Source organism: Vibrio sp. 10N.222.55.A1 (assembly GCF_041473835.1).
In the GTDB taxonomy this organism is placed as follows: Bacteria; Pseudomonadota; Gammaproteobacteria; order Enterobacterales; family Vibrionaceae; genus Vibrio; species Vibrio crassostreae_C.
This window is the reverse complement of sequence record NZ_JBFRSX010000009.1, coordinates 38,051-62,599: the sequence shown is the minus strand read 5'-3', so window position 1 is coordinate 62,599 and position 24,549 is coordinate 38,051. Positions and strand designations below refer to the sequence as shown.

General features: G+C 44.6%; 23 protein-coding genes. 12 read left to right on the top strand and 11 right to left on the bottom strand.

Going from position 1 to position 24,549, the window contains the following annotated elements:
- Window positions 1-12 precede the first annotated feature (12 nt).
- The 3 genes from AB4493_RS02520 to AB4493_RS02510 form a co-directional block, all read right to left on the bottom strand.
- Window positions 13-693 (bottom strand): spondin domain-containing protein, encoded by a 681-nt coding sequence (locus AB4493_RS02520; RefSeq protein ID WP_017062627.1) that lies wholly within the window; start codon window positions 691-693, stop codon window positions 13-15.
- A gap of 9 nt (window positions 694-702) precedes the next feature.
- The gene (locus AB4493_RS02515; RefSeq protein WP_372055231.1) at window positions 703-1,386 is read right to left on the bottom strand and encodes a spondin domain-containing protein; all 684 of its coding nucleotides are present in this window, start codon (window positions 1,384-1,386) and stop codon (window positions 703-705) included.
- A gap of 394 nt (window positions 1,387-1,780) precedes the next feature.
- Window positions 1,781-2,122 carry a YggL family protein gene (locus tag AB4493_RS02510; RefSeq protein ID WP_008219317.1) on the bottom strand — a complete coding sequence of 114 codons (342 nt, stop codon included), beginning with the start codon at window positions 2,120-2,122 and terminating at the stop codon, window positions 1,781-1,783.
- A 254-nt stretch (window positions 2,123-2,376) separates the two neighbouring features.
- Here AB4493_RS02510 and AB4493_RS02505 point away from each other — a divergent pair, with 254 nt between their 5' ends.
- A complete protein-coding gene (locus AB4493_RS02505; RefSeq protein WP_372154461.1) occupies window positions 2,377-4,404 on the top strand; it encodes a PhoX family phosphatase in 2,028 nt (675 codons plus the stop codon).
- A gap of 254 nt (window positions 4,405-4,658) precedes the next feature.
- Here AB4493_RS02505 and AB4493_RS02500 read toward each other — a convergent pair whose 3' ends face one another.
- The 3 genes from AB4493_RS02500 to AB4493_RS02490 form a co-directional block, all read right to left on the bottom strand.
- On the bottom strand, window positions 4,659-5,279 hold the full coding sequence (locus AB4493_RS02500) for a LysE family translocator (RefSeq protein WP_017064486.1): 621 nt from the start codon (window positions 5,277-5,279) through the stop codon (window positions 4,659-4,661).
- A 164-nt stretch (window positions 5,280-5,443) separates the two neighbouring features.
- Window positions 5,444-6,730, bottom strand: a complete 1,287-nt coding sequence (locus AB4493_RS02495) for a DEAD/DEAH box helicase (protein WP_017062632.1) — start codon at window positions 6,728-6,730, stop codon at window positions 5,444-5,446.
- A gap of 182 nt (window positions 6,731-6,912) precedes the next feature.
- Window positions 6,913-7,896, bottom strand: coding sequence for a GTP-binding protein (locus AB4493_RS02490; protein ID WP_372154460.1), 984 nt, complete (start codon window positions 7,894-7,896; stop codon window positions 6,913-6,915).
- 543 nt (window positions 7,897-8,439) lie between these two features.
- Here AB4493_RS02490 and clcA point away from each other — a divergent pair.
- Both clcA and AB4493_RS02480 read left to right on the top strand, forming a co-directional pair.
- Window positions 8,440-9,846 (top strand): H(+)/Cl(-) exchange transporter ClcA, encoded by a 1,407-nt coding sequence (gene clcA / locus AB4493_RS02485; protein ID WP_102397989.1) that lies wholly within the window; start codon window positions 8,440-8,442, stop codon window positions 9,844-9,846.
- 206 nt (window positions 9,847-10,052) lie between these two features.
- On the top strand, window positions 10,053-11,033 hold the full coding sequence (locus tag AB4493_RS02480) for a TDT family transporter (RefSeq protein WP_104216296.1): 981 nt from the start codon (window positions 10,053-10,055) through the stop codon (window positions 11,031-11,033).
- 158 nt (window positions 11,034-11,191) lie between these two features.
- On the opposite strand, the gene hmpA is transcribed toward AB4493_RS02480, so the two are convergent.
- Complete coding sequence (hmpA, locus tag AB4493_RS02475) at window positions 11,192-12,388, bottom strand: NO-inducible flavohemoprotein (protein WP_017062636.1); 1,197 nt, start codon at window positions 12,386-12,388, stop codon at window positions 11,192-11,194.
- A gap of 368 nt (window positions 12,389-12,756) precedes the next feature.
- Between hmpA and norR the strand changes: the two genes are divergently transcribed.
- Window positions 12,757-14,349: a nitric oxide reductase transcriptional regulator NorR gene (gene norR / locus AB4493_RS02470; RefSeq protein ID WP_017062637.1), complete on the top strand. Its 1,593-nt coding sequence runs from the start codon at window positions 12,757-12,759 to the stop codon at window positions 14,347-14,349.
- Window positions 14,350-14,438: 89 nt separating this feature from the next.
- Entirely contained in the window at window positions 14,439-14,798 is a 360-nt protein-coding gene (locus AB4493_RS02465; RefSeq protein WP_372154459.1) for a glutaredoxin family protein, read from the top strand.
- Between the two features lie 109 nt (window positions 14,799-14,907).
- Here the strand turns inward: AB4493_RS02465 and AB4493_RS02460 are convergent, their stop codons facing one another.
- The gene (locus AB4493_RS02460) at window positions 14,908-15,543 is read right to left on the bottom strand and encodes an OmpA family protein (protein WP_029235219.1); all 636 of its coding nucleotides are present in this window, start codon (window positions 15,541-15,543) and stop codon (window positions 14,908-14,910) included.
- Window positions 15,544-15,801: 258 nt separating this feature from the next.
- On the opposite strand from AB4493_RS02460, the gene AB4493_RS02455 reads away from it, so the two are divergent.
- From AB4493_RS02455 to AB4493_RS02430, 6 genes are all read left to right on the top strand, one after another.
- On the top strand, window positions 15,802-16,428 hold the full coding sequence (locus AB4493_RS02455) for a thioredoxin domain-containing protein (protein WP_017062641.1): 627 nt from the start codon (window positions 15,802-15,804) through the stop codon (window positions 16,426-16,428).
- A 76-nt stretch (window positions 16,429-16,504) separates the two neighbouring features.
- On the top strand, window positions 16,505-16,978 hold the full coding sequence (locus AB4493_RS02450; protein WP_017062642.1) for an FKBP-type peptidyl-prolyl cis-trans isomerase: 474 nt from the start codon (window positions 16,505-16,507) through the stop codon (window positions 16,976-16,978).
- A gap of 180 nt (window positions 16,979-17,158) precedes the next feature.
- Window positions 17,159-17,749, top strand: coding sequence for a TetR/AcrR family transcriptional regulator (locus AB4493_RS02445; protein WP_017062643.1), 591 nt, complete (start codon window positions 17,159-17,161; stop codon window positions 17,747-17,749).
- A 142-nt stretch (window positions 17,750-17,891) separates the two neighbouring features.
- Window positions 17,892-18,923 (top strand): NADP-dependent oxidoreductase, encoded by a 1,032-nt coding sequence (locus tag AB4493_RS02440; protein WP_017064480.1) that lies wholly within the window; start codon window positions 17,892-17,894, stop codon window positions 18,921-18,923.
- A gap of 35 nt (window positions 18,924-18,958) precedes the next feature.
- Entirely contained in the window at window positions 18,959-19,579 is a 621-nt protein-coding gene (locus tag AB4493_RS02435) for a glutathione S-transferase family protein (protein WP_017064479.1), read from the top strand.
- A 150-nt stretch (window positions 19,580-19,729) separates the two neighbouring features.
- On the top strand, window positions 19,730-21,406 hold the full coding sequence (locus tag AB4493_RS02430; RefSeq protein ID WP_372052152.1) for a pseudouridine synthase: 1,677 nt from the start codon (window positions 19,730-19,732) through the stop codon (window positions 21,404-21,406).
- Window positions 21,407-21,572: 166 nt separating this feature from the next.
- Here the strand turns inward: AB4493_RS02430 and AB4493_RS02425 are convergent, their stop codons facing one another.
- From AB4493_RS02425 to AB4493_RS02415, 3 genes are all read right to left on the bottom strand, one after another.
- Window positions 21,573-21,866, bottom strand: a complete 294-nt coding sequence (locus AB4493_RS02425) for a YkgJ family cysteine cluster protein (protein ID WP_080582263.1) — start codon at window positions 21,864-21,866, stop codon at window positions 21,573-21,575.
- 175 nt (window positions 21,867-22,041) lie between these two features.
- Window positions 22,042-23,226, bottom strand: a complete 1,185-nt coding sequence (locus tag AB4493_RS02420) for a D-alanyl-D-alanine carboxypeptidase family protein (protein ID WP_017064476.1) — start codon at window positions 23,224-23,226, stop codon at window positions 22,042-22,044.
- A gap of 178 nt (window positions 23,227-23,404) precedes the next feature.
- A complete protein-coding gene (locus tag AB4493_RS02415; RefSeq protein ID WP_372154458.1) occupies window positions 23,405-23,992 on the bottom strand; it encodes a DUF4136 domain-containing protein in 588 nt (195 codons plus the stop codon).
- A gap of 268 nt (window positions 23,993-24,260) precedes the next feature.
- Here AB4493_RS02415 and AB4493_RS02410 point away from each other — a divergent pair, with 268 nt between their 5' ends.
- Window positions 24,261-24,515 carry a YgjV family protein gene (locus AB4493_RS02410; RefSeq protein ID WP_017068159.1) on the top strand — a complete coding sequence of 85 codons (255 nt, stop codon included), beginning with the start codon at window positions 24,261-24,263 and terminating at the stop codon, window positions 24,513-24,515.
- Window positions 24,516-24,549 lie beyond the last annotated feature (34 nt).

The window sequence follows — 24,549 nt, the reverse complement described above, 5'->3', positions numbered from 1 at the left end:
ACTTTGACCCTGTTACTCAGTTCGAGTAATGGTGATTCTTGCTCCGGGGTTAAGGAAACGATGATTGGCACTTAAAGTAGAAGTCGTAAGGCCGTCATCTTGGCTAATTACGCCAGAGTGGAAACTCACTACATCGGTGTCGTCTCGTGTGGTATTAAAACCTTCACCACCGCCTGCTGGTCCCGGAATGGTTGCAGCAAGCTCATCGTTCAGCTCAGTTCCCGAATCCCAAACATTCATGTTCATGGTAAAGGTATCACCCACCGCTAATGACTTGAGTGATAATCCGGATTCACCGACAAACGCATCATTGGTGTTCACCAACATGGAAGCAACTGAGATATACCCTTCTTGATTTGGGTCGACACGAATCGACACCGTGTCTTGCTCACCTGAAAGAATCAGTCCATTGCCTGAGATGCCTTGATAAACATTGGCGTCACTGTCACTGAGCGCAAGCAATTGTGCATTACTACCCCCTTCCGCCAAGTATTCCAGATCGACAGAGGCACTTTGCCCAACTTCAAACAGATCAAAATTCGTATTGTGAGTCAACACCGCGAGTGGTGACATTGGTTGATTGGGGGTGAGGTTAGTAACACTCACATCATAGCGATAGTAATCGTCGTCATCGTCCGGACAACCCGCTAACACAGCTACTGATGCAGCGATAAATAGAATTCTAGCTTTCATACATCCCCCTTACTTCACAACAATGGTGATAGTTGCAACAGGGTTTAACCAGCGATGGCTGCTGCTATCGAGGTCACTAATACCGCCTGCAGCATCACTATCACCAATGTTGCCCGGATGAATATGAACCTTAGCGTTAGACACGGCAGTCTCTACACCGGTACCACCAGCACCAAAGGTAATAAAGGGAGGATTTGGCATACTACTAGCCAACTCATCATTGGCTTCAGTACCGGCATCGTAGCCATTCAGTATGGCTTTATAGGTACCTGCTTGAGTTGGGATCTTCCAGCTGTCTAATCCAACAAAGCCATCGTTGGTTGGCAATAACATCGCGCCGAGTGACAAGTAAGCCAGATCACCCGTATCAATATCGAATGTGGTCGCGACACCTGGGTCAAGAATACCGCTCGCAGGGTTTTCAACGACGACACCACCTGCATTGGCGATGACACCAGATAAGCCCGAGATGTCACCACCTTCCGCCATGGATTCCAACTCAGCAGAAGCTGCCTCCCCTGTTCTAAACATGAACAAGCTTGAATCATGAGCCGCTGCCAAGATTGGCGTAAAGTAGATTCCTTTAGTCGCATTAGTCACTGTCACCTCAAGCTGGGCTGCCTGAGCTTGAACAGCCCCAAGAGCGAACATCGCTGAACCAATCACTAAGCTGATTTGAGTACGTTTATTCATTTTGATTCCATCCTTTATTGAGTCCTTTCGAGACCGACAAATGGATAACATCTAAATACGTGTTATCTAGTCAGCCACGAACTGCGGTGTTGTTGACTCTAAGAATGGCGATCAAATCTATCAGCAACTTCATTGAATTCTCATAAAAGTCTCACAAGTTTATCCAAACTTATTACAGCCCAGATAAGTACCCATAGAGCGCTGATATTTAAGTGAAATTAGTCGCCTCGCAAAGCAAAGCAAAGCAAAAGGGAAACATTAAAATAAGAATAACAAAGGATGAAAACGCAAAAAGGCCGAATCGATATACCGATTCGGCCTCTGTTTTTGTGTATTGTTGCTCGTTCTAAAAGCCGTATAGGCCTCTAAGAAAAGCTAACAGTACAACATCAATTTAGAACGCGTAGTTTGCGTCAATAAGCTCGCTTACTTCAACTTTCGTTACTTCAGCACGCGCTTCAAGCCATTGTGCAACTTGCAGTTGTTCTGCTTCAGTTACTGATCGGTAACGCTCGATAGAACATAAGAAACCTTCAAACAGCTCTAGGCCACCGCCACCAAAGCATAGACCGATGCTGTCGATGAAATCGATGAACTCATCAATGAACACATCGTATTGGTCAAAATCAGCAATCGATGTCTTGCAGCTTACTTCAAAACCCAGAATCGCGAATTCACCTAGGTATAGCTTTTTGCGTAGGCGACGATTTTTGTTTTCGATTTTATCTAATTTCATAACTGTCTCTCTTTTCATTTGATTAAGCATTTATACACAGTTCTAACCTAATCCCCAAGTGTTTTGTCTTGCATGAGAAGTGTTATGGCAAAAATCGTGCTACAGAAACAAAAGCTTAATAAAAACTATAAAAATCTGTCACTTAACTGCTTCACGATTGGTCACACATTTACCCAACTTATTAACCAATTCGTTAGTACGCGGGTAAGTCATAAATAATGAATAATAAAGTCAGCTAATAGGAAGCAGTCGCGATGAGCAAGGAAACATTTGATAGTACTCGTTTTAACAAGAGTAAAAACAAGCCCTTCGAAGAAGTTCTAGATGCAAACCTTTCAAGAAGAAACGTATTAAAAGGCGGTTTAGGCATTAGTGCAATGACGGCGTTTGGCGCGTTTGGTTTAGCAGGTCACAGCACAGCTAACGCCGCAACAATGCAAGCAACAGGCGCACAGAAAAGGACCGCAACACTTGCATTCGAATCGGTTAAAGGCTCATTGACTGACAGTGTTGTCGTACCGAAAGGCTATACAGCACAAGTATTGGTTCCTTGGGGCACGCCACTTAACAAACAAGGCAATGCTTGGTTAAAAGATGGAACCAACAACGCACAAGATCAAGCAAACGCACTGGGTATGCACCATGACGGTATGCACTTCTTCCCGCTTGATGGCAACAGCAATGACGGCTTGTTGGTGATCAACCACGAATACATCGACCAAAAAGCACTTCACGCTAATGGCCCTACATACGATGAAGGCAACCGCCCTAGCCTTGATGAAGTTCGCAAAGAGATCAACGCTCACGGCGTCAGTGTGGTTCGTGTAAAACTTGATGGCAACCAGTGGGTGATGGTCGATAACGATCCTCTGAACCGCCGCTACACAGGCGCGACCGTAATGGATCTGTCTGGTCCTGTTGCACACAGTGAATTTACCAAAACCAAGTTCTCACAAGACGGCAGCCAAGCTCGTGGCACGTTGAACAACTGTGGTAATGGCTACACACCATGGGGCACTTACCTAACGTGTGAAGAAAACTGGCCGGGTTATTTCGTTAACAAAGGCGAGACAACACCAGCGCAAGAACGTATTGGTATCGCTACCGACAAAACACGTTACGGTTGGGACACACTTTCTGGTGACAAACAAGAACGCCTAGACGAATTTGCTCGCTTTGACGTAACACCAACAGGTGAGTCAGCAATGGACGATTACCGTAACGAAGCACACGGTCACGGCTACATTGTTGAAATAGACCCATACACAGCAAACTCTCGCGCTAAGAAACGTTCTGCACTGGGTTGTTTCCGTCACGAAGGCTGTACGTTTGGTAAGTTGACCGAAGGCGAGCCAATCGTATTCTACTCTGGTCACGATTCTCGCTTTGAATACCTATACAAATTTGTTTCTGAAGAGAAATGGGACCCGCGTGACGCAGAACCGAGTAATCGCCTAAGTGCGGGTGACAAGTACATGGATAAAGGCACGCTGTATGTGGCTAAGTTCAACGATGACGGTTCAGGTACGTGGCTACCACTGAATCTGAGCAGCAAGACAACAAACGGCGGCAAGCTAGGTGATTCATTTGACTCTCAAGCAGCGCTTATCATCAATACAGCGGGCGCTGCCGACCTTGTTGGTGCAACGCCAATGGATCGCCCTGAATGGTGCTCTGTTGACCCAATGACAGGTACGGCTTACCTAACGCTGACTAATAACAACAAGCGTAAAGAAGCGAACTCTGCAAACCCTCGCGTAGACAACAAGTTCGGTCATGTTATCCGTTGGGATGAAGGCAAAACGGCAGGCGAGTTCGATTGGGATATCTTCGTATTTGGTTCACCAGCAGTGGAAGACAAGTCTATTAACCGCTCTGGTCTAACAGACATGAACCAGTTCGCGAGTCCTGACGGCTTAGCGTTTGATGCTCGTGGTATTTTATGGATTCAGACAGATAATGGCGCAGACGAAGTCACTGGCTACACCAATGACCAAATGCTGGCAGTGGTTCCATCTCAATTAACGGATGACCAAGGCAACAGCGCGGTAGTTGATGCAAACAATCAAGCGCAGCTAAAGCGTTTCTTTGTGGGACCAAACGGATGTGAAGTAACAGGCTTTACCATAAGCCCAGATTTCAAGTCACTGTTTGTGAACATTCAACACCCGGCAAACTGGCCATCGTCTGAAGATGCAACCGCACAAACTCAAGGCAAAGTCCGCCCAAGAGCATCTACGGTTGTGATTCGTCGAGAAGACGGCGGTGAAATCGCGGTTTAAATATACAACGCAGGCTAATCAGAAACATTTCTGTTATCTAGTCTCTGTTCGCTAGCTAAGTAAAATCAAAAAGAGCCATAAGGCCAAATGCCCTATCGCTCTTTTTATATTCTATGCATTCTTCGGTTTAAGTAAGAATCCGAATTTTCAAAACTCACCGTAATCCTAAGTCGTCATCATCCCACGTACGCGTCACCCTCGAGAAGGAGGAACGACTGAGTCGGGGATCTCTGCTCGTTGTAGGCTAACCAGAATTAGCTCACGAACAACCAAACACCAACGCCCATCATCAACGTACCTGCAATGCGGTTCATCAACTTAACATTGTCGGCTTTGCCCAGCATATGCTTTAAGCTCTTTCCGCCTGTCGCGTATAAGGTCATGCAAACAAACTCAGAAACCAGAATGATTGACACGAGAATGAACAACTGCGGTGCTAAGTCTTTATTGCTGTTAATAAAAGGAGGCAGCAAAGAAATCATAAACGCCCAGCCTTTTGGGTTCGCAATTGCAGTGACAAAACCTTGAACCACCAAGTCCCAATCATTGCTGACTTTTGTTGTTTGGTTGTCAGTACTGATCGCCAGTTTGCCTCTCGAACGCCACATCTGAACGCCTAAATAAAACAGGTAACCCGCACCAACAAATTTAAAGCCCGTAAATAGCCATGGGTAATTCAACATGATCGAAGCGATACCCAATACCGCGGCAATAGAAACCACAGCGACACCAGCCAGTTCACCGATCATCATCCATAATGTACGCTTGTATCCAACACTCATTCCAAGTGTCAACGCCAAAGTCATACACATACCGGGCGTGATTGACACGAAGAAAAACGTGGGAATAAAAGCCCAAAGTAGTGCGCTATCCATATTATTACCTTATCGACTTGTTTTTATTTATTAGTTCTTGTTTCTTGATCGGGCTTGAAATGAAGCGAGGTTGAAACGAAGCAGTAATGACAATAAACAATATTGCGATCAATACAAACAAAAAGAGCCACATAACAGTGGCTCTTTTCAATCACCAACCGTAATTACTTACGACGGTTTTTAATTCGCTTCATCATAGTCAAACGACGTTCAGCGCTTGCTTGATCTTGTGGCTCTTCGTTCGCGTTGTTCTTACGACCCTGACGGTTTTTGTAAGCCGATTTAGTGTTCAGCTTCTCGATGTAAGCATCACGTTTCTTCGGTTCATAACCCGGTTGTTCAACACGACGAATGCGCTGTTGAATCAGTTTTTCAACTTGAACGACAGTCAGCTCTTCTTCGCGGTTAACGAAAGAGACAGCGTGACCTTGCTTACCTGCACGACCTGTACGGCCAATACGGTGAACATAGTCTTCTGCTAGGAAAGGCATGTCGTAGTTAATTACGTGTGGTAAGTCTTCGATATCAAGACCACGAGCCGCAACGTCGGTTGCTACCATTACACGCGCTTTACCTTCTTTAAAATCGTCTAGAGCACGACGACGAGCACTTTGCGCTTTATCACCGTGACACAGTACTGCTTTAATGCCGTCTAGCTTAAGCTCTTTAACTACATCGTTCGCTGTTTCTTTGTAGTTAACAAAAACAAGCACTTGGCGCCAGTTTTTACGACCAATCAGCTCAGAAAGCAGTTCTGTTTTACGCTCTTGATCCACTGGGTAAACCACGTGGCCGACAGTAGCAGCCGTTGAGTTTTCGCGCTCAACACTAATACGTTTTGGTTTACGCAGAATATCAACAGACAGTTGGTTTAACTGAGTAGAAGTCGTTGCAGAGAACATCATGATTTGCGGTGATGTTTCTACATCCAACATGATCTTACGAACGGCATTGATAAAGCCCATATCAAGGATACGGTCAGCTTCATCAAATACTAGAAATTCTAGGTTAGCAATAGACACGTTACCCGCTTCTAAGTGCTCTTCTAAACGGCCAGGTGTTGCAACCAAAATATCCACACCCAGTTCTAGTTGACGAACTTGTGAAGACATCTTGTTACCACCGTAAACCGCAGAAACACTTAGATCTGTGTATTTAACGTAGTCTTTAATGTTTTGAGCGATCTGCGCAGCAAGCTCACGAGTTGGAGCAAGAATAAGGCCGCGAGCCGTTCCTCTAGACGCCTTTTTACCGCTGTTCAAAAGGTGTTGGATAACAGGCAATGAAAATGCCGCTGTTTTACCCGTACCGGTTTGAGCAGTAGCAAAAATATCATGGCCTTTACGAGCCATTGGAATCGCTTTTTGTTGAATTGGAGTGAGTTTTTCATAACCACACTCAGTCAACGCTTTGACTAATTCAGGAGCAAAACCTTGAGAGGAAAATGACATTGTTACGGGTTCCTTAAGCAGACAGCCTACATTCTTATTTCAGCCGAGCACTATAAAGTAATTAGAGTGATTTATCTCACATTTATCGTGATATAACGCAAACTTTCTCATTTAATCTGGTGTTTATCCCGCCTTCAACGAGGTAAACACCAAGATCCTTGGTTCAAACAGCAAAAACAGGGCTATTTGATACCACACAGCTTGAGTAGAATCTGCTCGAGATCGCCCCACGGCATGAGCTGCGAGTCGATCACTTCCAATCGAGATTCAAAGCCATCAAGCGTAATTTCGTTCACAGACACGACTTGATTCGCCACATTGAATGCGTAGCAACCTTGGTCGGTGTTCACGACAGCTTTTACACGCTCGGCCGTTAGATCTGACAACATAGAGAATAGCGCATCGAAGTTGAACTTATGCTCTGCGCCAAATAGCCAACCACAACTAAAGTAGCCCTGCCCTTTATTCTCTTTACGGATGAAAGCTTCACCAGGAGGAAGTTGGAATTGAGGCTCTTGTTCAGCGTGATCGTGATGATGCGCTTCAATATGAGAGGAAGCACTGCCGTATACTCTTTCAATGTCCAACACTTCCAATGGCACTTCACCATCGTGAATTAGCTTATGGAAGACTTTTGCTGGCGTTTGATCCGTCACCCAATCATTAAACACATCGATGTCTTCAGAATGAACAAGATCAACCTTAGTACCAAGAATCACATCTGCACTATTTAGTTGATCATTAAAATTCTGATTCGAGGTGTACTTTTCAATAGACAGATTTCGTGGGTCAACCAAACCAAGCGTCGCTTTTAAATCGACATATGGTGTGTACTGATCGGAAGTCAGTGTCGCTATAACCTGTTTAGGGTGACCAAGCCCTGTCGGCTCAATCAATAAACGGTCTGGCTTTTGGCGAAGTAAGGCATTAATACCCACTGACATAGGCACGCCCGCAGTACAGCACATGCATCCACCCGGCACTTCTTTAATCAAAGCGCCTTGATCTGTCATCAATGCACCGTCAATGCCGATTTCCCCGAATTCATTAACCAGAACAGCCCAGTTTTCATTCTCAGGTTTGTTTTTTAGTAGGTTCAAGATGGCTGTCGTTTTACCAACCCCCAAGAAACCCGTAATGATGTTTGTAGGAACTTTTTTAGTCATATCAGTTCTCCTTTTTAAGGGAGTATATACACAATCACGGAGAAATTGACCCCAATCGCTTGTTTATACGGAGAATGATTTAAGCCAGAAGTTGTATGGGTGTCACTAGAAAAGGGGGGGAACGATGAAAATGGGATGCTCCAGACGAACTAAAGGCGTACTTACTCAGTACGCCTCACCCTCGTTACTCAATCGTGAGTTCGCGAATCAGGAAGCCTTAAATATCGACCTGAACATTTAACGAGGAACTAAAACTTTGTTTCTGAATCCATCCAAATTGTGTGTAAAACCTCACTTCTCCTCGCGGTTCGTTATGTTGCTTTACGATTTAACTATGGTTCATTTTTGGGGATATTCAAGCCGCCGCCAGAGAATCGATCAAAACTGTGACGGTGATTCCACTATTGACCATAGATTCCATTTATGTAACACGCACATTCCATAAATGAAATTCAACTTTTCATCTTTGTTGCTATAGGATATGCAGAGGAAGCGTATAATTTAATGCAACCCCGCCTTAACTCATTCAGGAAACTTATCTCTATGACCAGAAGAGAGAAAATTAAGCAATCCTTATTAGCCAAAATGCCAAGGGATGCTATTAATCAATTTCTCTCAAGAGATAAGACACCCGCTTCCGTTCTCTTTCTTTCTTGTATTGTAGGTGTACTTGCTGGCGTAGTGGGTACCTATTTCGAAGTCGCGGTTCATTTCATCACAGAAACTCGTACCGATTGGCTTAAAGATGAAATCGGTAGCTATTTACCCCTTTGGTTGGCCGCTTTCCTTATTAGTGCTGCATTTGCCTTTATTGGTTACTTCCTCGTTCACCGCTTTGCTCCAGAGGCTGCAGGCTCAGGCATCCCCGAAATTGAAGGTGCGATGGACGGTATGCGCCCTGTTCGATGGTGGAGAGTATTGCCAGTAAAATTCTTTGGCGGCATGGGCGCGTTAGGCTCTGGTATGGTTTTAGGCCGTGAAGGGCCAACCGTTCAAATGGGCGGCAGTATCGGTCGTATGGTCACTGATATCTTTCGAGTCAAAGACGATGACACTCGCCACTCACTGTTGGCTTCAGGTGCCGCTGGTGGCTTAGCCGCCGCATTTAACGCACCACTGGCAGGAATCATGTTTGTGGTTGAGGAGATGAGACCACAGTTTCGCTACTCACTCATATCAATCAAAGCTGTCATCATCTCAGCAGTTTCAGCCAACATTGTATTTCGTTCTATCAATGGCCAATCTGCCGTTATCACAATGCCTCAGTACCAGCCGCCTGAACTCGACGCACTTTGGTTATTCTTATTATTAGGTGTGTTGTTCGGCCTGTTTGGTGTGATTTTCAATAAACTGATTACGCTTTCCCAAGACCTGTTTGTGGCGATCCACAAGAATGACCGTAAACGCTACTTGATGACAGGCACCCTACTTGGCGGTTGCTTTGGCTTGTTGCTCCTTTATATACCTGAATTAACTGGTGGTGGTATTGGTATCATCCCGAACATCACGAATGGCAGCTACAGCGCCAATGTGTTGTTGTTGATTTTCTTAGGCCGAGTCCTCACTACCCTGCTTTGTTTCGGCTCTGGTGCGCCAGGCGGTATCTTTGCACCAATGCTTGCGCTAGGAACACTCTTTGGTTATGCGTTCGGGCTTATCGCAGCGGCATTCTTTCCCGAACTGAATATTGAACCGGGTATGTTTGCAATTGCTGGCATGGGAGCATTATTTGCCGCCACCGTGCGAGCGCCTATCACTGGCATACTGTTGGTTATCGAAATGACCAATAACTACTACCTGATCCTGCCGTTGATCATCACCTGCTTAGGTGCGGTAATCATTGCTCAAATGTTAGGTGGGCAGCCAATTTACAGTCAACTGCTTAACCGTACGCTGAAAAACGAAAAACTAAGACAACAAGATCTCCCTCAACAAGAGGAAGTACGTTAATTACAAATGACTCATGAAACAAAAGCACACATTCAACGTGCTTAATCTCCCGATTCCGTATCAAAATCAAAAAAGCAAACGTTAAACTTGGTATCATCCACTCAAAATTAGTTGAGTGCCCTCAAAATCTATTGATGAAAGGCCTACACACTCTAACTAAAGCAAATATTCTAAAAGTCTTTAATTAACTAAGTCGGAGTAAGTCGTTGAACTGGAGAAGATTAACCCAAGTAAAAAATGTGCCGCCATCTCAGGCGTCTTTAGCACTTGGCGTTATTGGGTTAGGACAAGCTTGGGCGTTATATATCCCGGGCATTGGTGAGATAATTCGTCCCTACCTCGCTGCATTCGGCGCGCTATTATTGCTGCCTGTTTTACTGCGCTATTTAACGAGCTTTAATACCTTCCTTAATGACATTCGCCACCCGTTAAGTGGAAGCTTGATGGCACCAATGAGCATGGCTTTACTGATTCTGTGCGACTATTTAGCCGAGATATCGCCAGCTATCGCCTACCCAGTTTGGTTCTGCGCGCTATTGCTGCACTTTACCATGATGGTGTTGTTCTTTAGTTTTCAGATCATCAACTTCAAAATGTCGAACATTGTACCGAGTTGGTTTCTGTATCCGGTCGGTTTGATCAGCAGTTCCTTAGCTGGCACACAGTTCGGGCACACCGTATTTTCAGAAACACTTGCGGTCACTTGTATTGGTATCTATTTCCTTATGTTGCCAGTGGTGTTATACCGCTTGGTGTTCGAAGGCAATCTTCCTCGCCGAGCAAGACCAACACTCGCTATCATGGCAGCTCCGGTTAACTTGTCTTTAGCCGCTTACTTGGTTAACTTCGACAACCCAGACCCGATTCTAACAGGTGCATTGGCGGGCATTGCCATCACCATGACTTTGTTGATTTACTTGTGTTACATCCGCCTAATGCGTTTGAAGTTCCAACCTTCGATTGCTGCCGTCACCTTCCCATCTGTGATCAGCGCTATTGCCATGCATCGTCTAACTACATTTTTCGGCGCGGAATACCCACAATGGTATTGGCTACACAAGTTTGGTTTCTTTGAGCTAACCATCGCCACCATTCTAGTGATTTGGGTTGCCGGTGGTTACGTAAAAATGTACTGGCCTGAGTTTTTCGATTCCGACTACATGTCCAAGAAGATGAAACGTTCTTAGATAGAAGCGAAAAGATCTTAGCTGAACCATCGTGTTCTGCAGTAGTCGATGATGTCAGACAAAACCAACCAAACCCAAAAAGGCCTCACACTGTGAGGCCTTTGAATAGGCAAGGTATTAATAGTTCAGGCGAGTGTTACTAGAAATGCCGAGACCTATTAGAAGTTAGCGTGAGGGCCGAATACTTCGTAGTGAACGCGTGAACGGTCAACTTTCATTGCATCTAGCTGCTCTACGATGTTCTTCATGAAACCAACAGGACCACAGATGTAGAAATCGCTCTCTTCAAAGCCTTTAGTATCAGAGATAGACGCTAGATCCATTTGACCTTGATGCGTGTTTTCACATGCAGATTCATCTTTGTTCATGTACCACGTTTTCGCTTCCCAACCTTTGTCGGCAACAATATCTTTAACACGAGTCGTGAAAGAGTGTTGGCCTACGTTCTCACAAGCGTGAAGGTAAAGTACTGGCTCGTTTTTATCTTCCGTGTTTAGGAACTCAAGCATAGACTGCATTGGCGTTACACCAACACCTGCAGAGATAAGTGTTACTGGCTTGCTGCGCTCTTGATACATGAAGTCACCCGCTGGTGCGTATAGGCTAACCTCATCACCAACAGCAACCGTATCGTGTAGGTGGTTAGATACAACGCCTTGTGTCTCTTGGCCTTGTCCTTCACGTTTAACAGAAATACGGTATTGCTTGCCGTTTGGCTTATCAGACAGTGAGTATTGACGAATCTCGCTGTATTGAGAGCCTTCTGGTTTCACTTCGATACCGATGTATTGACCTGGTGTGTAATCCAGAACTTCACCGCCGTCTTTTGGCTGAAGGATAAAGCTTGTTACTAGCGCTGACTCTTCGATTTTGTCTGCAATCACAAACGCACGCGCTGCTTCCCAACCACCAACAGCTTGCTTACGCTGTAGGTAAAGTTCAGCTTCACGATCGATGAATACTTGCGCCAAGAATAGGTAAGCGGCTGTCCATGCTTCTTCCACTTCTGGAGTAAAGGCGTCAGCAGCTAGTTCACGTAATGTCTCAATCAGGTGCAAACCAACAATTTGGTAGTGCTCTGGTTGAATGTTAAAGCTTGTGTGTTTCTGAGCAATACGTTCAACGGCAGTTGTTAACGCTGCTAGATTTTCAATGTTCTTTGCATATGCCGCGATAGCTTCAAACAGTGCTACGCCTTGGCGACCTGTTCTTTGGTGAGTCATATTGAAGATATCTTTCAACTCAGGGTTATGCGTGAACATACGTTGATAAAAATGCTGAGTTAAAGCTGGGCCTGCGCTCTCAAGTAGAGGAATAGTAGATTTGATGATTTCGATATGTGCATTGTTAAGCATGAATTTACTCCGAACACTGAGCCTTATGACCTATATGTCATTTTGACTACTAAAAATTAAGAATGACTTATCGATTTTCTGAAACCTTAGTTATTTTTAGAAACTGAGTTATTTTGACTCGTTTTCATTTCAAAAAATCGCGAAACCTGATTAATGCAACCTGATTGATTGAGATCAAGAATAGTCTGTTTAATCAGCGCTATAATTGGGCTTCTCTGTATCTTCTGCACAATCAGTGCCAACTTTATCAATCCCCGTCATTACTGGTTTTCTTCTCAAAACTCATCTTATAAAAATGTCAAAAAGACCTTTTTTTTAAGTCAATAAGACTCTATTATGTAGATAAACACACACCGTTAGAGTTTTTTATGCAAGATATCTCCGCATCTACCCTCATGGAAATGACCATTGGCCTCGCAAGTGGTGTCAACGATCAAGATCGTTTCAATCGCCTGATCGATGCCATTCGCAAAACCATAACGTGTGATTGTGTCGCGCTTTTAAGCCTTCAAGGCGACACGCTAGTACCTATCGCAATGCAAGGGCTCAGCCGAGATACGTTCGGTCGTCGCTTTATCATTTCAGAACACCCACGGTTTGAAGAGATCTGCGCGTCTCGCTCTCCTGTTCGTTTCGATGCTGACAGCTCCTTACCCGATCCTTTCGATGGTTTGCTTATTGACCATGATGGCGATTTACCAATGCATGCTTGTATGGGCTTGCCTTTGCTATTTGGCGATAAGCTCTTAGGTATTCTGACTCTAGACAGCTTGAAACCTGATGTCTTCGCGAATATTCCGGCGCGTAACCTTGAAGTACTGGCAGCTATTGCAGCCTCAACCATGCAGATGGCACTGACCTTCTCGCAACTTGAGCATCAAGCAAAACAGTCAAAGCAATTACTCGAAGAATTGAACGTAGAAGCGTGGGAACGTGACGGCGGTGAGTTGATTGGTAACAGTGACACCATGGTCGCGCTTAAGAACGACATCGCTGTTGTAGCTCCATCTGAGTTTAATATCTTGATTCATGGTGACACCGGGGTTGGTAAAGAGCTTGTGGCTCGCACCCTGCACCACCAATCTCAACGTAAACGTAACCCACTCGTCTACGTAAACTGTGCTGCAATTTCTGAAAACTTAGTAGAGAGTGAACTGTTTGGTCACGTTCGTGGCGCGTTCACTGGCGCAGACAAAAACCGCTTAGGTAAATTTGCTTTAGCCGATGGTGGCACACTGTTCCTTGATGAGATTGGTGAATTGCCTTTGGCCGCTCAAAGTAAGCTCCTACGTGCGCTGCAAAACAACGAAATCCAACCGGTTGGCCAAGACAACATTCAAACCATTGATGTGCGAGTATTGGCAGCGACAAACCGAGATCTAAAACAAGAAGTTGAAGACGGTCGATTCAGAGCCGATTTGTACCACCGATTGAGTGTGTATCCTATCGCGGTGCCAGCACTGAAAGATCGTGGTGACGACATCAGCCTATTAGCGGGTTTCTTCTTAGAACAAGCGCGTCGTAAGCTTGGTATCAACCAAGTTAAGTTCCGCTCCGACGTTCTTTCTTTCCTAAACCGTTATGGTTGGCCGGGTAACGTGCGTGAACTTGAGCATGTGATCAGTCGTTCCGCATTGAAAGCGTTAGCGCGCAGCACCAATAAAAACCTGGTGACAATCACCAAGGAAGATTGTGGTCCTCTAGACCAAGATCAGCCAATTGCGACGACTCAGGTGAAAAACACACCATTATCGACACCAACGATCGACCTTTCTGCAGGGCTACGTGGTGCAACGGACGATTTTCAACGCAGTATCATTACTGAGGTGTTGGAAGATGCCAACTTTAACTGGGCACAAGCAGGGCGAGTTCTGAAAACAGACCGAGCAAATCTGACTCGACTGTCTAAGCGTTTAGGGCTAAATGTGGCTAAGTCTCATACGATCGAACGGACAAAATAGATATTAGCGGTTTGTTGCGAGCATCTGACAAAACTTGTGTATATAATGCTGCAAATTGTAACGCTAATTTTAAATATGTAGAGAGAGTTATGAAGTTTATCCGTTGGTTCTTAGGTCGTGTCATCTTGTTATTGAATTTTGTTTTCAGCCCACGTGGTGTGAAGCGTTCTCAAGAAGAACAAAACAAAGTAAATGAGCAAGCAAAAACGCACACGTTATACCAATTCGAAGCGTGCCCATTTTGTGTGAAAGTGCGCCGCGCGATGAAACGTCAGTCGGTTCAATTTGAACTTCGTGATGCAAAAAACAACGAGCAACACCGTGCTGAGCTTGAAGCTGGCGGCGGTCGTGTGAAAGTGCCTTGTCTACGTATCGAAAAAGACGGTAAAACTGAGTGGATGTACGAATCTTCAGATATCGTGACTTACTTAGAAAAGCAGTTTGCATAAGCAATAAAGCAACAAAAGTCAGATACAAAAAATCCCTCGAATGTGAGGGATTTTTTATATCTGTTATTTGGCGTTAATCGCTTCAAATTGGGCGCGAAATTTCAAACGACTACTTCGTGACAATCAGCATCAATTCAACACGGCGGTTACACGCCTTGCCTTGCGCAGAAGCGTTCGTACAAGCTGGAACATACTCACCGAAGCCACGAGTATAGATGGAACGACTTGATACGTAGTTACTCTCTAATCGAGCCTTCACTTCTTTTGCTCGCTGCTCTGAAAGCGGATCATTGATTCGATCTGTGCCCGTGTTATCGGTGTGTCCTTCAATCACCACATCAATATCTTGGCGTTGAGCAAGGTAGCTGCCTAGCGTATCTAGCCATTGATTATACGCTGGCTCAGGGAATGCTGAACCTGTTTTAAAGTTCACGTGCTGCTCAAGCTTTACCATCACATGGTTACCCGGCAACACTTCAAAATCGATGCGGTTTTGTCTTAAAAAGACTTCCAGTGGGTCGTTAGTCGAAACGCCACGTCCGTAGTTGGTCGTGATGGTTCTGTGTTGATGAGTGCTACTCTGGATAGAGTACCCACGATTGCTTGCTACATGAGTCGTTTGAACCACACCCCATTCAGGATGCATCAAGTCGTAATCGGTTTGTGGTGCAGTCTCTAGCATGTCACCGCCAAGTAAGTCAGTTGGTGACGTGGCTTCACACCCAGCCAAAGCTATGCTTAACATTATCGCTAAATATCTCATTACTTCACCAACCACTCATGCAGATAAACCATTCACTAATGTCTATATCGGCACCGAGGGAAAAACTTTAGACGAAAAGAAAGCAGAACCCAAAAAAGTGCTGTTGATCACAGTTAACCGTCTACTAGCTTGTGTTCAGCCGCTAGTTCGAACTGTTTGCATTTATTTACCTTATAATTGTTTTCCAATTCGTACTAAATAGTTAGAATCTCACGACTTCTCAACGCTAGAGCAAACATTATGTTTAAACCATTTACTAAATTCATCACAGCACTCGCTGCCGTACTCATTATCGCGGGTTGTAGTGAAACAGACGAGCCACAAAAAGGCGTTCAATACGAAGCGCTTCCTACTGCTCTAACAGAATTTAACTTGTCTCCGATCACTGAAATCTTCTCTCTTAACTGTGGTCACTGCCGTCAAATGGAAAGTGCCATTCCAGAGATTGAATCTCTAACAGACCAAACTATTGGCAAGATGCACGTGACGTTCAACGAAAGCGCTCAAATCAGCGCAATGATCTACTACACAGCAGTGATGCAGCTTGATGCGACGCCTGACCACGCATTCATGGACGACCTATTTGGTGCCGTTCAAATGGGTGCAGATGCAACACCTGAGCAGCGTCAACAAGCACTAGAGACAGCGTTTACTTCTCGTGGTTTGGTTAGCCCATACCAGCTGAATAAAGAACAGCAAGTCGCTCTTTTCGACTACGTTAAGCAAGCAGAAGAGATCTCAGTAAAAGGTCAGATCAACTCAGTACCAACCTTTATCATCAACGGTAAATACCAAGTACTAACAGCAGGTCACCAAGACGTTGCTGGCATTGCAAAAACGATCAACTACCTTTTGACTCAACCATAATCACGGCTTTAGTCAACTGATTAACACATTTTGTATTAACTACGAAATTCAGCACTCAATATAAATAGGTTTTACTATGTCTAAATTTGTCATCCCGGTCATTGTCTTTCTTTTGGCGGGTTTCATGATTTACCGTACTTGGACGAATCATAAGTCTGGCGGAGAAAACTTCGAACAAGGCCAACAATTTCTAATTGAAAACGGCACTAAAGAAGGCGTGATTACGACTGAAAGCGGTCTTCAATACCTTGTTCTTGAAGAAGGTACAGGCACAGAGCACCCAACTAAGAACAGCAAAGTAACGGTTCACTACCACGGTACGCTAATCGACGGCACTGTTTTCGACAGCTCTGTTGAGCGCGGCGAGCCAATCTCATTTGCTCTTAAGCAAGTAATTAAAGGCTGGCAAGAAGGTTTGACTTACATGGTTGAAGGCCAAAAAGTTCGTCTATTTATTCCAAGCACTCTAGCTTACGGTAAAGGCGGTTCAGGCCCTATCCCACCATCATCGACTCTGATTTTTGATGTAGAACTCATCTCTATCAAATAATCGAAGTTACTGATTTAAGCCCCAACATACGCGCTATGTCGGGGCTTTTTTATATCTGAACATTTGAAGCCTCTTTAGATATTGAGCTATTTAGCTATTTAGCTACTGTAACAACGACCAAATATACCCTCGAAAACCGACCACTAGACGACTGGTCTAATTTAACTTATAGTACCGCCCATGAACGAAAAAACGAATGACACACGCCTGCATGTTTTAGATGTTGGCTACCAATTAATAGTGAACAACGGCTTTAACGGCGTTGGCTTATCGCAATTGCTTAAAGAAGCGGACGTGCCGAAAGGGTCGTTTTACCACTACTTTAAATCGAAAGAGCAATTTGGCGAGGCTCTGATCCAGCACTATTTTGAGACCTACATCAGCAGAGTTGAAACTATTTTGGTTCATGGTGAAGGCAACCATTACCAGAGAATTGTCAGTTATTTCACTCGATGGTCACAGATTGAAAACGGCACCTGCAATGCTCATAAATGCTTGGTCGTTAAACTCAGCGCGGAAGTTTCTGATCTTTCTGATCCTATGCGCCAAGCGCTATTAAAGGGTGCAGAAAAAGTGACGAATACCATCGAACAGTGCATTGTCGGCGGTATTGAAGATGGCTCCATAAAGGTTGAAGAGAGCCAAGAAGCAGCTCAGAACCTATACTCAATGTGGTTAGGCGCCAGCTTATTGAGCAAGCTGAGCCAAAGCTCACATAGCTTACAGTCAGCTTTGAGCCTTACCGAACGAATTTTAAAAGGTGAAAGCTAATAACGCGCAGCGCGCTTTATTGGCTTTAACTTAAAAAATCACCCGCCCTCTTATCAATTTGATGACGGCGGGATTTTTAGACAACAAGACTAGACGACTGGTCTAATTCTAAATGTATAAAATACACAATTAAGGACATCCAATGACTCAACAAGACAATCGCCGAATCGTATTGGCTTCTCGCCCAGTTGGCGCACCGACTCAAGACAACTTCCGTTTAGAGACAATAGCTGCGCCAAGCATCAAAGACGGCGAGATGTTACTTCGCTCAGTTTACCTTTCTCTAGACCCATACATGCGTGGTCGTATGAGCGATGCTAAATCCTACGCAGATCCCGTTGCGATTGATGAAGTGATGGTAGGCGCAACCGTATGTCAGGTTGAAGAATCAAACCACGCTGATTACGAAATTGGCGAGTGGGTACTGGCTTACACAGGTTGGCAAGATCTTGGTGTGTCTAACGGTGAAGGCCTTATCAAACTAGGTAAAGAACCAACGCACCCTTCTTACGCGCTTGGCATCATGGGTATGCCTGGTTTTACTGCTTACATGGGCTTGCTTGATATCGGCCAACCTAAAGAAGGCGACACGCTAGTCGTTGCAGCAGCAACAGGTGCTGTAGGCGCAACCGTTGGACAAATCGGCAAACTAAAAGGTTGTCGTGTTATCGGCGTTGCAGGCGGTCAAGAGAAGTGCCAATACGCGAAAGAGGTTCTTGGCTTTGATGAATGTATTGACCACAAAGCTGACGACTTCGCAGAGCAACTGGCTAAAGCGTGTGACAACGGCATCGATGTTTACTTTGAAAACGTTGGGGGCAAAGTATTCGATGCAGTAATGCCTCTACTTAACACAGGTGCTCGTATTCCTGTGTGTGGTCTTATTTCTCAATACAATGCGACTTCACTGCCTGAAGGCCCAGATCGCATGTCTAGCTTGATGGGTATGTTGCTGGTTAAACGAATTAAGATGCAAGGTTTCATCATCTTTGATGACTACGCGCACCGTTACAACGAGTTTGCTGTTCAAATGACAGAATGGTTGTCTCAAGGCAAGATGCACTATCGTGAGCACCTGGTTGAAGGTCTAGAAAATGCGCCACAAGCATTCATGGGCCTATTGGAAGGTCAGAACTTCGGTAAGCTTGTTATCAAAACGAACGAAGCTAAATAAATTCAATAAACTGAACCCGTTAACTAGGTAGAATCATGATTACTTTGCATCACCTGAATAAGTCGCGCTCAAAGCGCATCATCTGGCTATTGGAAGAGCTTGGGGTAGATTACCAAATCAAACCCTACCAACGAGACAGTGTCACTTTTCTTGCACCACCAGAACTCAAATCCATTCACCCATTGGGTAAATCTCCTGTCATTGAAGACGATGGCGTCGTGATCACTGAATCTGGTGCTATCACGGAATACCTAATAGACAAATACGGTCAGGGTAAGTTCGCACCTACACGCGGCACCGCAAACTACGTTGAGTATTCGCAATGGCTTCACTTCGCTGAGAGTTCAGGTATTTTGCCAATGCTGCTTAAGATCTTTGTAATGAAGGACGGCTGTGAAACTAACTTCCTAGGCGGTTATGCAGACGATGAAAACCAAAAGATCTTAACTTACGTGAATAATGCACTTGAAGGTAAAACCTACTTGGTTGCAGACACACTAACAGGTGCAGATTTTATGATGTCGTTCATCGTAGAAATCGTTGGTAACTTTGGTGCAACTGCGCTTTACCCTAACATCGCTAAATACGGTGAACTTTTAAAGAGCCACCCTGCTTACCAAAAAGCTGAGCAAGTAGAGCTAGAACACTCGAACTGATCGAGTTTCACTCAAACACGTGCTTGCTAGAGTAAACACAAGAAACTAAATGAAGCCAAAGCCGATTTATCTTCTGCTTTGGCTTCTCATTTGTCTTCATTTCGACAACAATACCGAACTCTAACTGAACAGCCATAGAGTTTGATCTTAATGCCAACAAACCTCGCTCAATACACACCTCTGCACCTAGCAAACACGAATGTCGATTTAGCGCTACCGACTCGTTTTACGTTTCCGTATTACTATACCCCGCACCCTGTGTGTGAATTCGCTATGCTGCAGCTTCAGCAATCACTTGTCGACTGTGGTGTGAATGAAACCTCGCAAGGTAATCTCTACGCTGTGCTTCTTGTTCAGAATCCAACCACACAAGGGTTAGGTTACCTTTCTGCGTTTTCAGGCTTGCAGTTAGATCCGGCTTTGGTCTCTCAGTTAAACAACATTCACTTTGTTCCACCAGCCTTCGATTCAAAACAGTTTCAATCTCAAAACAGTGCGAACCTTGCTCGACAATTGCAGCTCTCGGACGACATTGAAAAGCTGCAACAGTCGCACAATCTAGACACATTATTGGCCGAGCTTGAAGGGTTAAAAATCGAATCAGCAAAAGCTATCGAAGCCTTTCAGTTAGCAATGGCCGCAAACAAAGCTCAGCGTAACGAACTCAGAGAACAAGCCAATCAAGAAAAAGCATTAGGGAATCTAGAGTCAGCGGCGAATTTGCTCAAACAACTGGGCAATCAAAGTAGCCAAGAGAAACGTGACCTAAAAGCACTTCGTATTGAGTGGAAACAGAAGATCGCAGAGCGCCAATCACAAATTGATTTGATTGAAAGCGAACTGAAAAACCGTAAGCAAGATCACCAAGCAGTTTCACAACAGTTGGAAACTCAACGCCTCTCTCACTATCGCTTTATCAATCAAGCCAAGCAATCTAAGAATTTACTCGAGTTGCTCGATGGTAAAGACGCGCTTGAAGGCTCTGGTGACTGCTGCCTACCAAAGCTGCTTAACTTCGCCTTTGAACACGGGTTCAAGCCGTTAGCTTTGTCTGAATTTTGGTGGGGATTACCGCCTACAGACATCATTCGACAACACGCAAACCTCTACCCTGTTTGTCAGAGTAAAAGCTTTGAGATCCTCGAACACCAGTTAAGTGGCATAGAGCTAGAAGATAACCCGCTTATCGTGAACCCTGCGGTTGGTAAGTCTTTTAATATTGTTTATGAAGACGATGAAATCGTAGTCGTCAATAAGCCTGAAGAGTTCTTGTCGGTTCCCGGTAAGTTCATCGAAGATTCAGTTTATACCCGCATAAAAGCGCGTTACCCGGATGCGACTGGTCCTTTGATTATCCATAGGTTGGATATGTCGACGTCAGGTTTGTTGATCTTGGCGCTCACGGCGGAATCAAACAAGCATATTCAGAAGCAGTTCATTAATAGAACCGTAGAGAAACGCTACACCGCTTTGTTAGATGGCGAGATAACGGGCGAACCTGGCAATATCAGCCTTCCTTTGCGCGGCGACATCACGGACAGACCAAGACAACTGGTTTGTCACCAACACGGCCGAAATGCAGAGACCCATTGGCAAGTGGTTAGCACTCACAATGGCAAAACCAAGGTTCACTTGTACCCTAAAACAGGGCGAACCCACCAGCTGCGAGTGCACTGTGCTCATCCATTAGGGCTTGGTGTACCTATTCGTGGTGACGACTTATACGGATACAAACGCGAGCGCTTACACCTGCACGCTGGCTACTTAAAGTTGATTCACCCGACAACCGGTGAATGGATGGAGTTTGAAGTGCCTTCCGAGTTCTAAACTCTAACTTATCGAGCTAAGACTCTTATCTCACTCAATATTTGATCTCATAAAACGCATCAAGGTTCTACAACTGCTTAAGGTATAGAACCCTGATATTTAATTTTAATGTGATTATCACAGTTCATTAGCGTACTTTAGTTACTGAGTTCAATACTGCAGACGCCTAGCCCATCACATCTTTGCGCTGGTCAACACATTCGAAAGAGCCCATTTCGAACTCGCGACAGATCCATGGTCGGTTTTCGTAGATAGTACACATCAGTGTTTCTCTATCTACCGCAGAACACCAGCCGTCGTCTAAGCGCTTCATGGTTTCACCGCCCCATTCATCATAAGCGATGTGCTCTTCAGGTACGCCCGTATCTGTGATGATCATAACCTCTAAACGACAACAGCATGCCTGACAATTTGCACAGGTTACTTCAGGTTCGGTTACGTTCTTTATATCTATCGTCATAAGTGACTACACTGCTAAATTTTGCGTATAGTAATCGAAACCGCCCGCTACGGCTAATAAAGATAGTGCGGCGCGGCGTTTTCATTGATGTAGAAATAACAAAGGGCGCTGTGATTCACTCACAACACCCATAATATTTCGACTTTTCAGCGCGGCTTATCGCCACAGGCTCTATTTAGAACAGGCTCGCGAAGAACAGCTTAACGTAGTCTATTAAACGTTTGAACAAACCGCCCTGTTCAACCGCTTCAAGCGCGATCAAAGGCTGAGTTTGAACATCTTCGCCATCAACGGTGTAATGAACCACACCTAGAGTTTGACCTTCTGCAATTGGCGCTTTCAGTTCAGAGTTAAGCTCGATAGATGCAGTCAGCTTTTTACTGTCTGACTTAGGCAACGTAATGAACGTGTCTTCTGCCACACCTAATTTCAATGTGTCTTGCTCACCAAACCATACCTTCTCTTCAGCCACTTGATCGCCGCCTTTATGCGGGTTTAGTGTATCGAAGAAACGGAAACCGTAGCTCAACAGCTGTTTGCTGTCTGATTCACGGCTCTTAACGCTTGATGCGCCCATCACAACCGCGATAAGTCTCATCTCACCTTGTGTCGCTGAACTCGCCAAACTGTAGCCAGCACCAGAGGTGTAGCCCGTTTTCATGCCATCAACGGTTAAGCTTCTATCACGCAACAAGCCATTACGGTTATGTTGAGTGATGCCGTTGTAACTGAAAGAGCGTTCGCTGTATAAGCCATACACATCCGGTAAATCACGAATAATGGCACGACCGAGTAACGCGATATCGTAAGGAGTCGAATAGAGGTCGTCTGCATCCAAACCATGTGCATTGGCAAAATGGGTGTTTTCTAGCTTCAGAGAGGTAGCCCAAGAGTTCATCAGGTCAACGAATGCATCTTGTGAGCCTGCAACATGCTCTGCAATCGCAACGCTAGCATCATTACCGGATTGAATAATCAAGCCACGATAAAGATCCATCATTGCTACATCGGTGTTTACTTCGATGAACATTTTTGAAGAGTCTGGGAAGTTCTTCGCCCACGCGTTCTCACTGATTCGTACCTGATCATCGGCAGAGATGTTGCCTCGCTTCATCTCTTGACCTGCCACATAACTGGTCATCAGTTTGGTCAAGCTTGCTGGGTTTAACTTCGTATGTGCGTTTTTTTCTACCAGCACATCACCAGAATTAAAATCAATTAACACATACCCTTTTGCGCCTAGGCTAGGTGGGCTTGGTACTATAGAAGGTGCTGCGATAGCTGCATTACTTACCATCGCGGCGTTACTTACAATGAATATACTTAATAGAGGGAGAGAGTATTTGGAAAACAGTTTCATTGAATCAAACCTAAGTTAACGTTTTGAGCAGTATAGACAAATGCTAGCAAAAGAAGCGCGAACTTTACGTTGCTTTACGTATTTGTACCATTCGTTACAAATAAAAAAGTATAATCTGCGATCTGACCATATTTTCCACAACTAATATTTACTCCACGAATGCATTCAACGCCTAATGCTATCGCTCAGGCATGCGTCTAAATAACATTTCAACAAAGCCAGTAATACGCTGTTTGCTCTCGCTTGGCTCTAAATCAGGTTGGATGCCAGACTGTGCTAATGCTTGCCATTGTACGACCTCTGAGCTAGGTACGAAAAACGCAATGTACAACGACCCTTTCTCCGCGACTTTACCTTCACCATCGTAAAATGGCACACCAGTAGATAGCTTAATCGCATCGAAGATAGACTCATCGTTCAGTTCCGATTCTTCCGCTAATCCAAAGCCTACAACAACATCACCGACACCATCCTGCTTTAACTGATAACCTTTACTTGAGAGCTGTTCTTGAATCGAATCACGCACTAAATCGGTTACCACGGTTTCATCGTATTTTTGAGAAAGGTAAACCTTTTCTGACTCAGGGTGCCAGGAGTACGTCATCACGCCGTGTTTCATGAAACCAAAGTCACCGCTAGTGACCACACCATAATTGTGTGTGGGTGGTATTTCTTGCGTAGAGCATGCGGTCAGCCCAATAGCCATCAAAGCCAATAGTGCTGCTTTTTTTATCCTTTTTGTTGCACAAATGGATCGTTTTATCATTCGAGGCTTCCTTACCTATATAAGAATAACTATCAATTCAACCTCCAACATAAATAGTAATTATGTTAATAGAAAGGTCATTAAACGTTTGCGTAATCGCTAACCTTCACCTCTGTCTGTTTTGGGGGTTTAATCACAAAAACAGAGTTGGTATAGTTCTCCCCGTTAAACAAAACCAGACCATTCGAGGCACGGAGCTTCCTCAATCATCTCATGAAGAGAAGAATTGGTACCGACAAAGTATCGGCAAATTTAAGAGGGTCAAACAATGGAATTCAATATGGTTGAAATTTTAGGTTACGCTGCGTCTATTATGGTCGCAATTTCATTAACAATGAAAGATATCGTTCGTCTGCGTGTCCTTAACTTTATTGGCTGTGCACTCTTCACAGCATACGGCATCATGATTGACGCATGGCCAGTTGCAGCCACCAACGGCTTTATCGCTTGTGTAAACATCTACTTCCTTGCAAAAATGCAAAAGGAAAAAAAAACGGAAGCGATGAAAGCAGCGAAAGCTTAAATTAACGATTAGCCTTTCAAATAATTCTGAAAAA

Bases quoted from the DNA above. Each gene is read 5' to 3' on its own strand.
- AB4493_RS02520 (WP_017062627.1), bottom strand. From the start codon at position 693: ATGAAAGCTAGAATTCTATTTATCGCTGCATCAGTAGCTGTGTTAGCG.
- AB4493_RS02515 (WP_372055231.1), bottom strand. From the start codon at position 1,386: ATGAATAAACGTACTCAAATCAGCTTAGTGATTGGTTCAGCGATGTTC.
- AB4493_RS02510 (WP_008219317.1), bottom strand. From the start codon at position 2,122: ATGAAATTAGATAAAATCGAAAACAAAAATCGTCGCCTACGCAAAAAG.
- AB4493_RS02505 (WP_372154461.1), top strand. From the start codon at position 2,377: ATGAGCAAGGAAACATTTGATAGTACTCGTTTTAACAAGAGTAAAAAC.
- AB4493_RS02500 (WP_017064486.1), bottom strand. From the start codon at position 5,279: ATGGATAGCGCACTACTTTGGGCTTTTATTCCCACGTTTTTCTTCGTG.
- AB4493_RS02495 (WP_017062632.1), bottom strand. From the start codon at position 6,730: ATGTCATTTTCCTCTCAAGGTTTTGCTCCTGAATTAGTCAAAGCGTTG.
- AB4493_RS02490 (WP_372154460.1), bottom strand. From the start codon at position 7,896: ATGACTAAAAAAGTTCCTACAAACATCATTACGGGTTTCTTGGGGGTT.
- clcA (WP_102397989.1), top strand. From the start codon at position 8,440: ATGACCAGAAGAGAGAAAATTAAGCAATCCTTATTAGCCAAAATGCCA.
- hmpA (WP_017062636.1), bottom strand. From the start codon at position 12,388: ATGCTTAACAATGCACATATCGAAATCATCAAATCTACTATTCCTCTA.
- norR (WP_017062637.1), top strand. From the start codon at position 12,757: ATGCAAGATATCTCCGCATCTACCCTCATGGAAATGACCATTGGCCTC.
- AB4493_RS02465 (WP_372154459.1), top strand. From the start codon at position 14,439: ATGAAGTTTATCCGTTGGTTCTTAGGTCGTGTCATCTTGTTATTGAAT.
- AB4493_RS02460 (WP_029235219.1), bottom strand. From the start codon at position 15,543: ATGTTAAGCATAGCTTTGGCTGGGTGTGAAGCCACGTCACCAACTGAC.
- AB4493_RS02455 (WP_017062641.1), top strand. From the start codon at position 15,802: ATGTTTAAACCATTTACTAAATTCATCACAGCACTCGCTGCCGTACTC.
- AB4493_RS02450 (WP_017062642.1), top strand. From the start codon at position 16,505: ATGTCTAAATTTGTCATCCCGGTCATTGTCTTTCTTTTGGCGGGTTTC.
- AB4493_RS02445 (WP_017062643.1), top strand. From the start codon at position 17,159: ATGAACGAAAAAACGAATGACACACGCCTGCATGTTTTAGATGTTGGC.
- AB4493_RS02440 (WP_017064480.1), top strand. From the start codon at position 17,892: ATGACTCAACAAGACAATCGCCGAATCGTATTGGCTTCTCGCCCAGTT.
- AB4493_RS02435 (WP_017064479.1), top strand. From the start codon at position 18,959: ATGATTACTTTGCATCACCTGAATAAGTCGCGCTCAAAGCGCATCATC.
- AB4493_RS02430 (WP_372052152.1), top strand. From the start codon at position 19,730: ATGCCAACAAACCTCGCTCAATACACACCTCTGCACCTAGCAAACACG.
- AB4493_RS02425 (WP_080582263.1), bottom strand. From the start codon at position 21,866: ATGACGATAGATATAAAGAACGTAACCGAACCTGAAGTAACCTGTGCA.
- AB4493_RS02420 (WP_017064476.1), bottom strand. From the start codon at position 23,226: ATGAAACTGTTTTCCAAATACTCTCTCCCTCTATTAAGTATATTCATT.
- AB4493_RS02415 (WP_372154458.1), bottom strand. From the start codon at position 23,992: ATGATAAAACGATCCATTTGTGCAACAAAAAGGATAAAAAAAGCAGCA.
- AB4493_RS02410 (WP_017068159.1), top strand. From the start codon at position 24,261: ATGGAATTCAATATGGTTGAAATTTTAGGTTACGCTGCGTCTATTATG.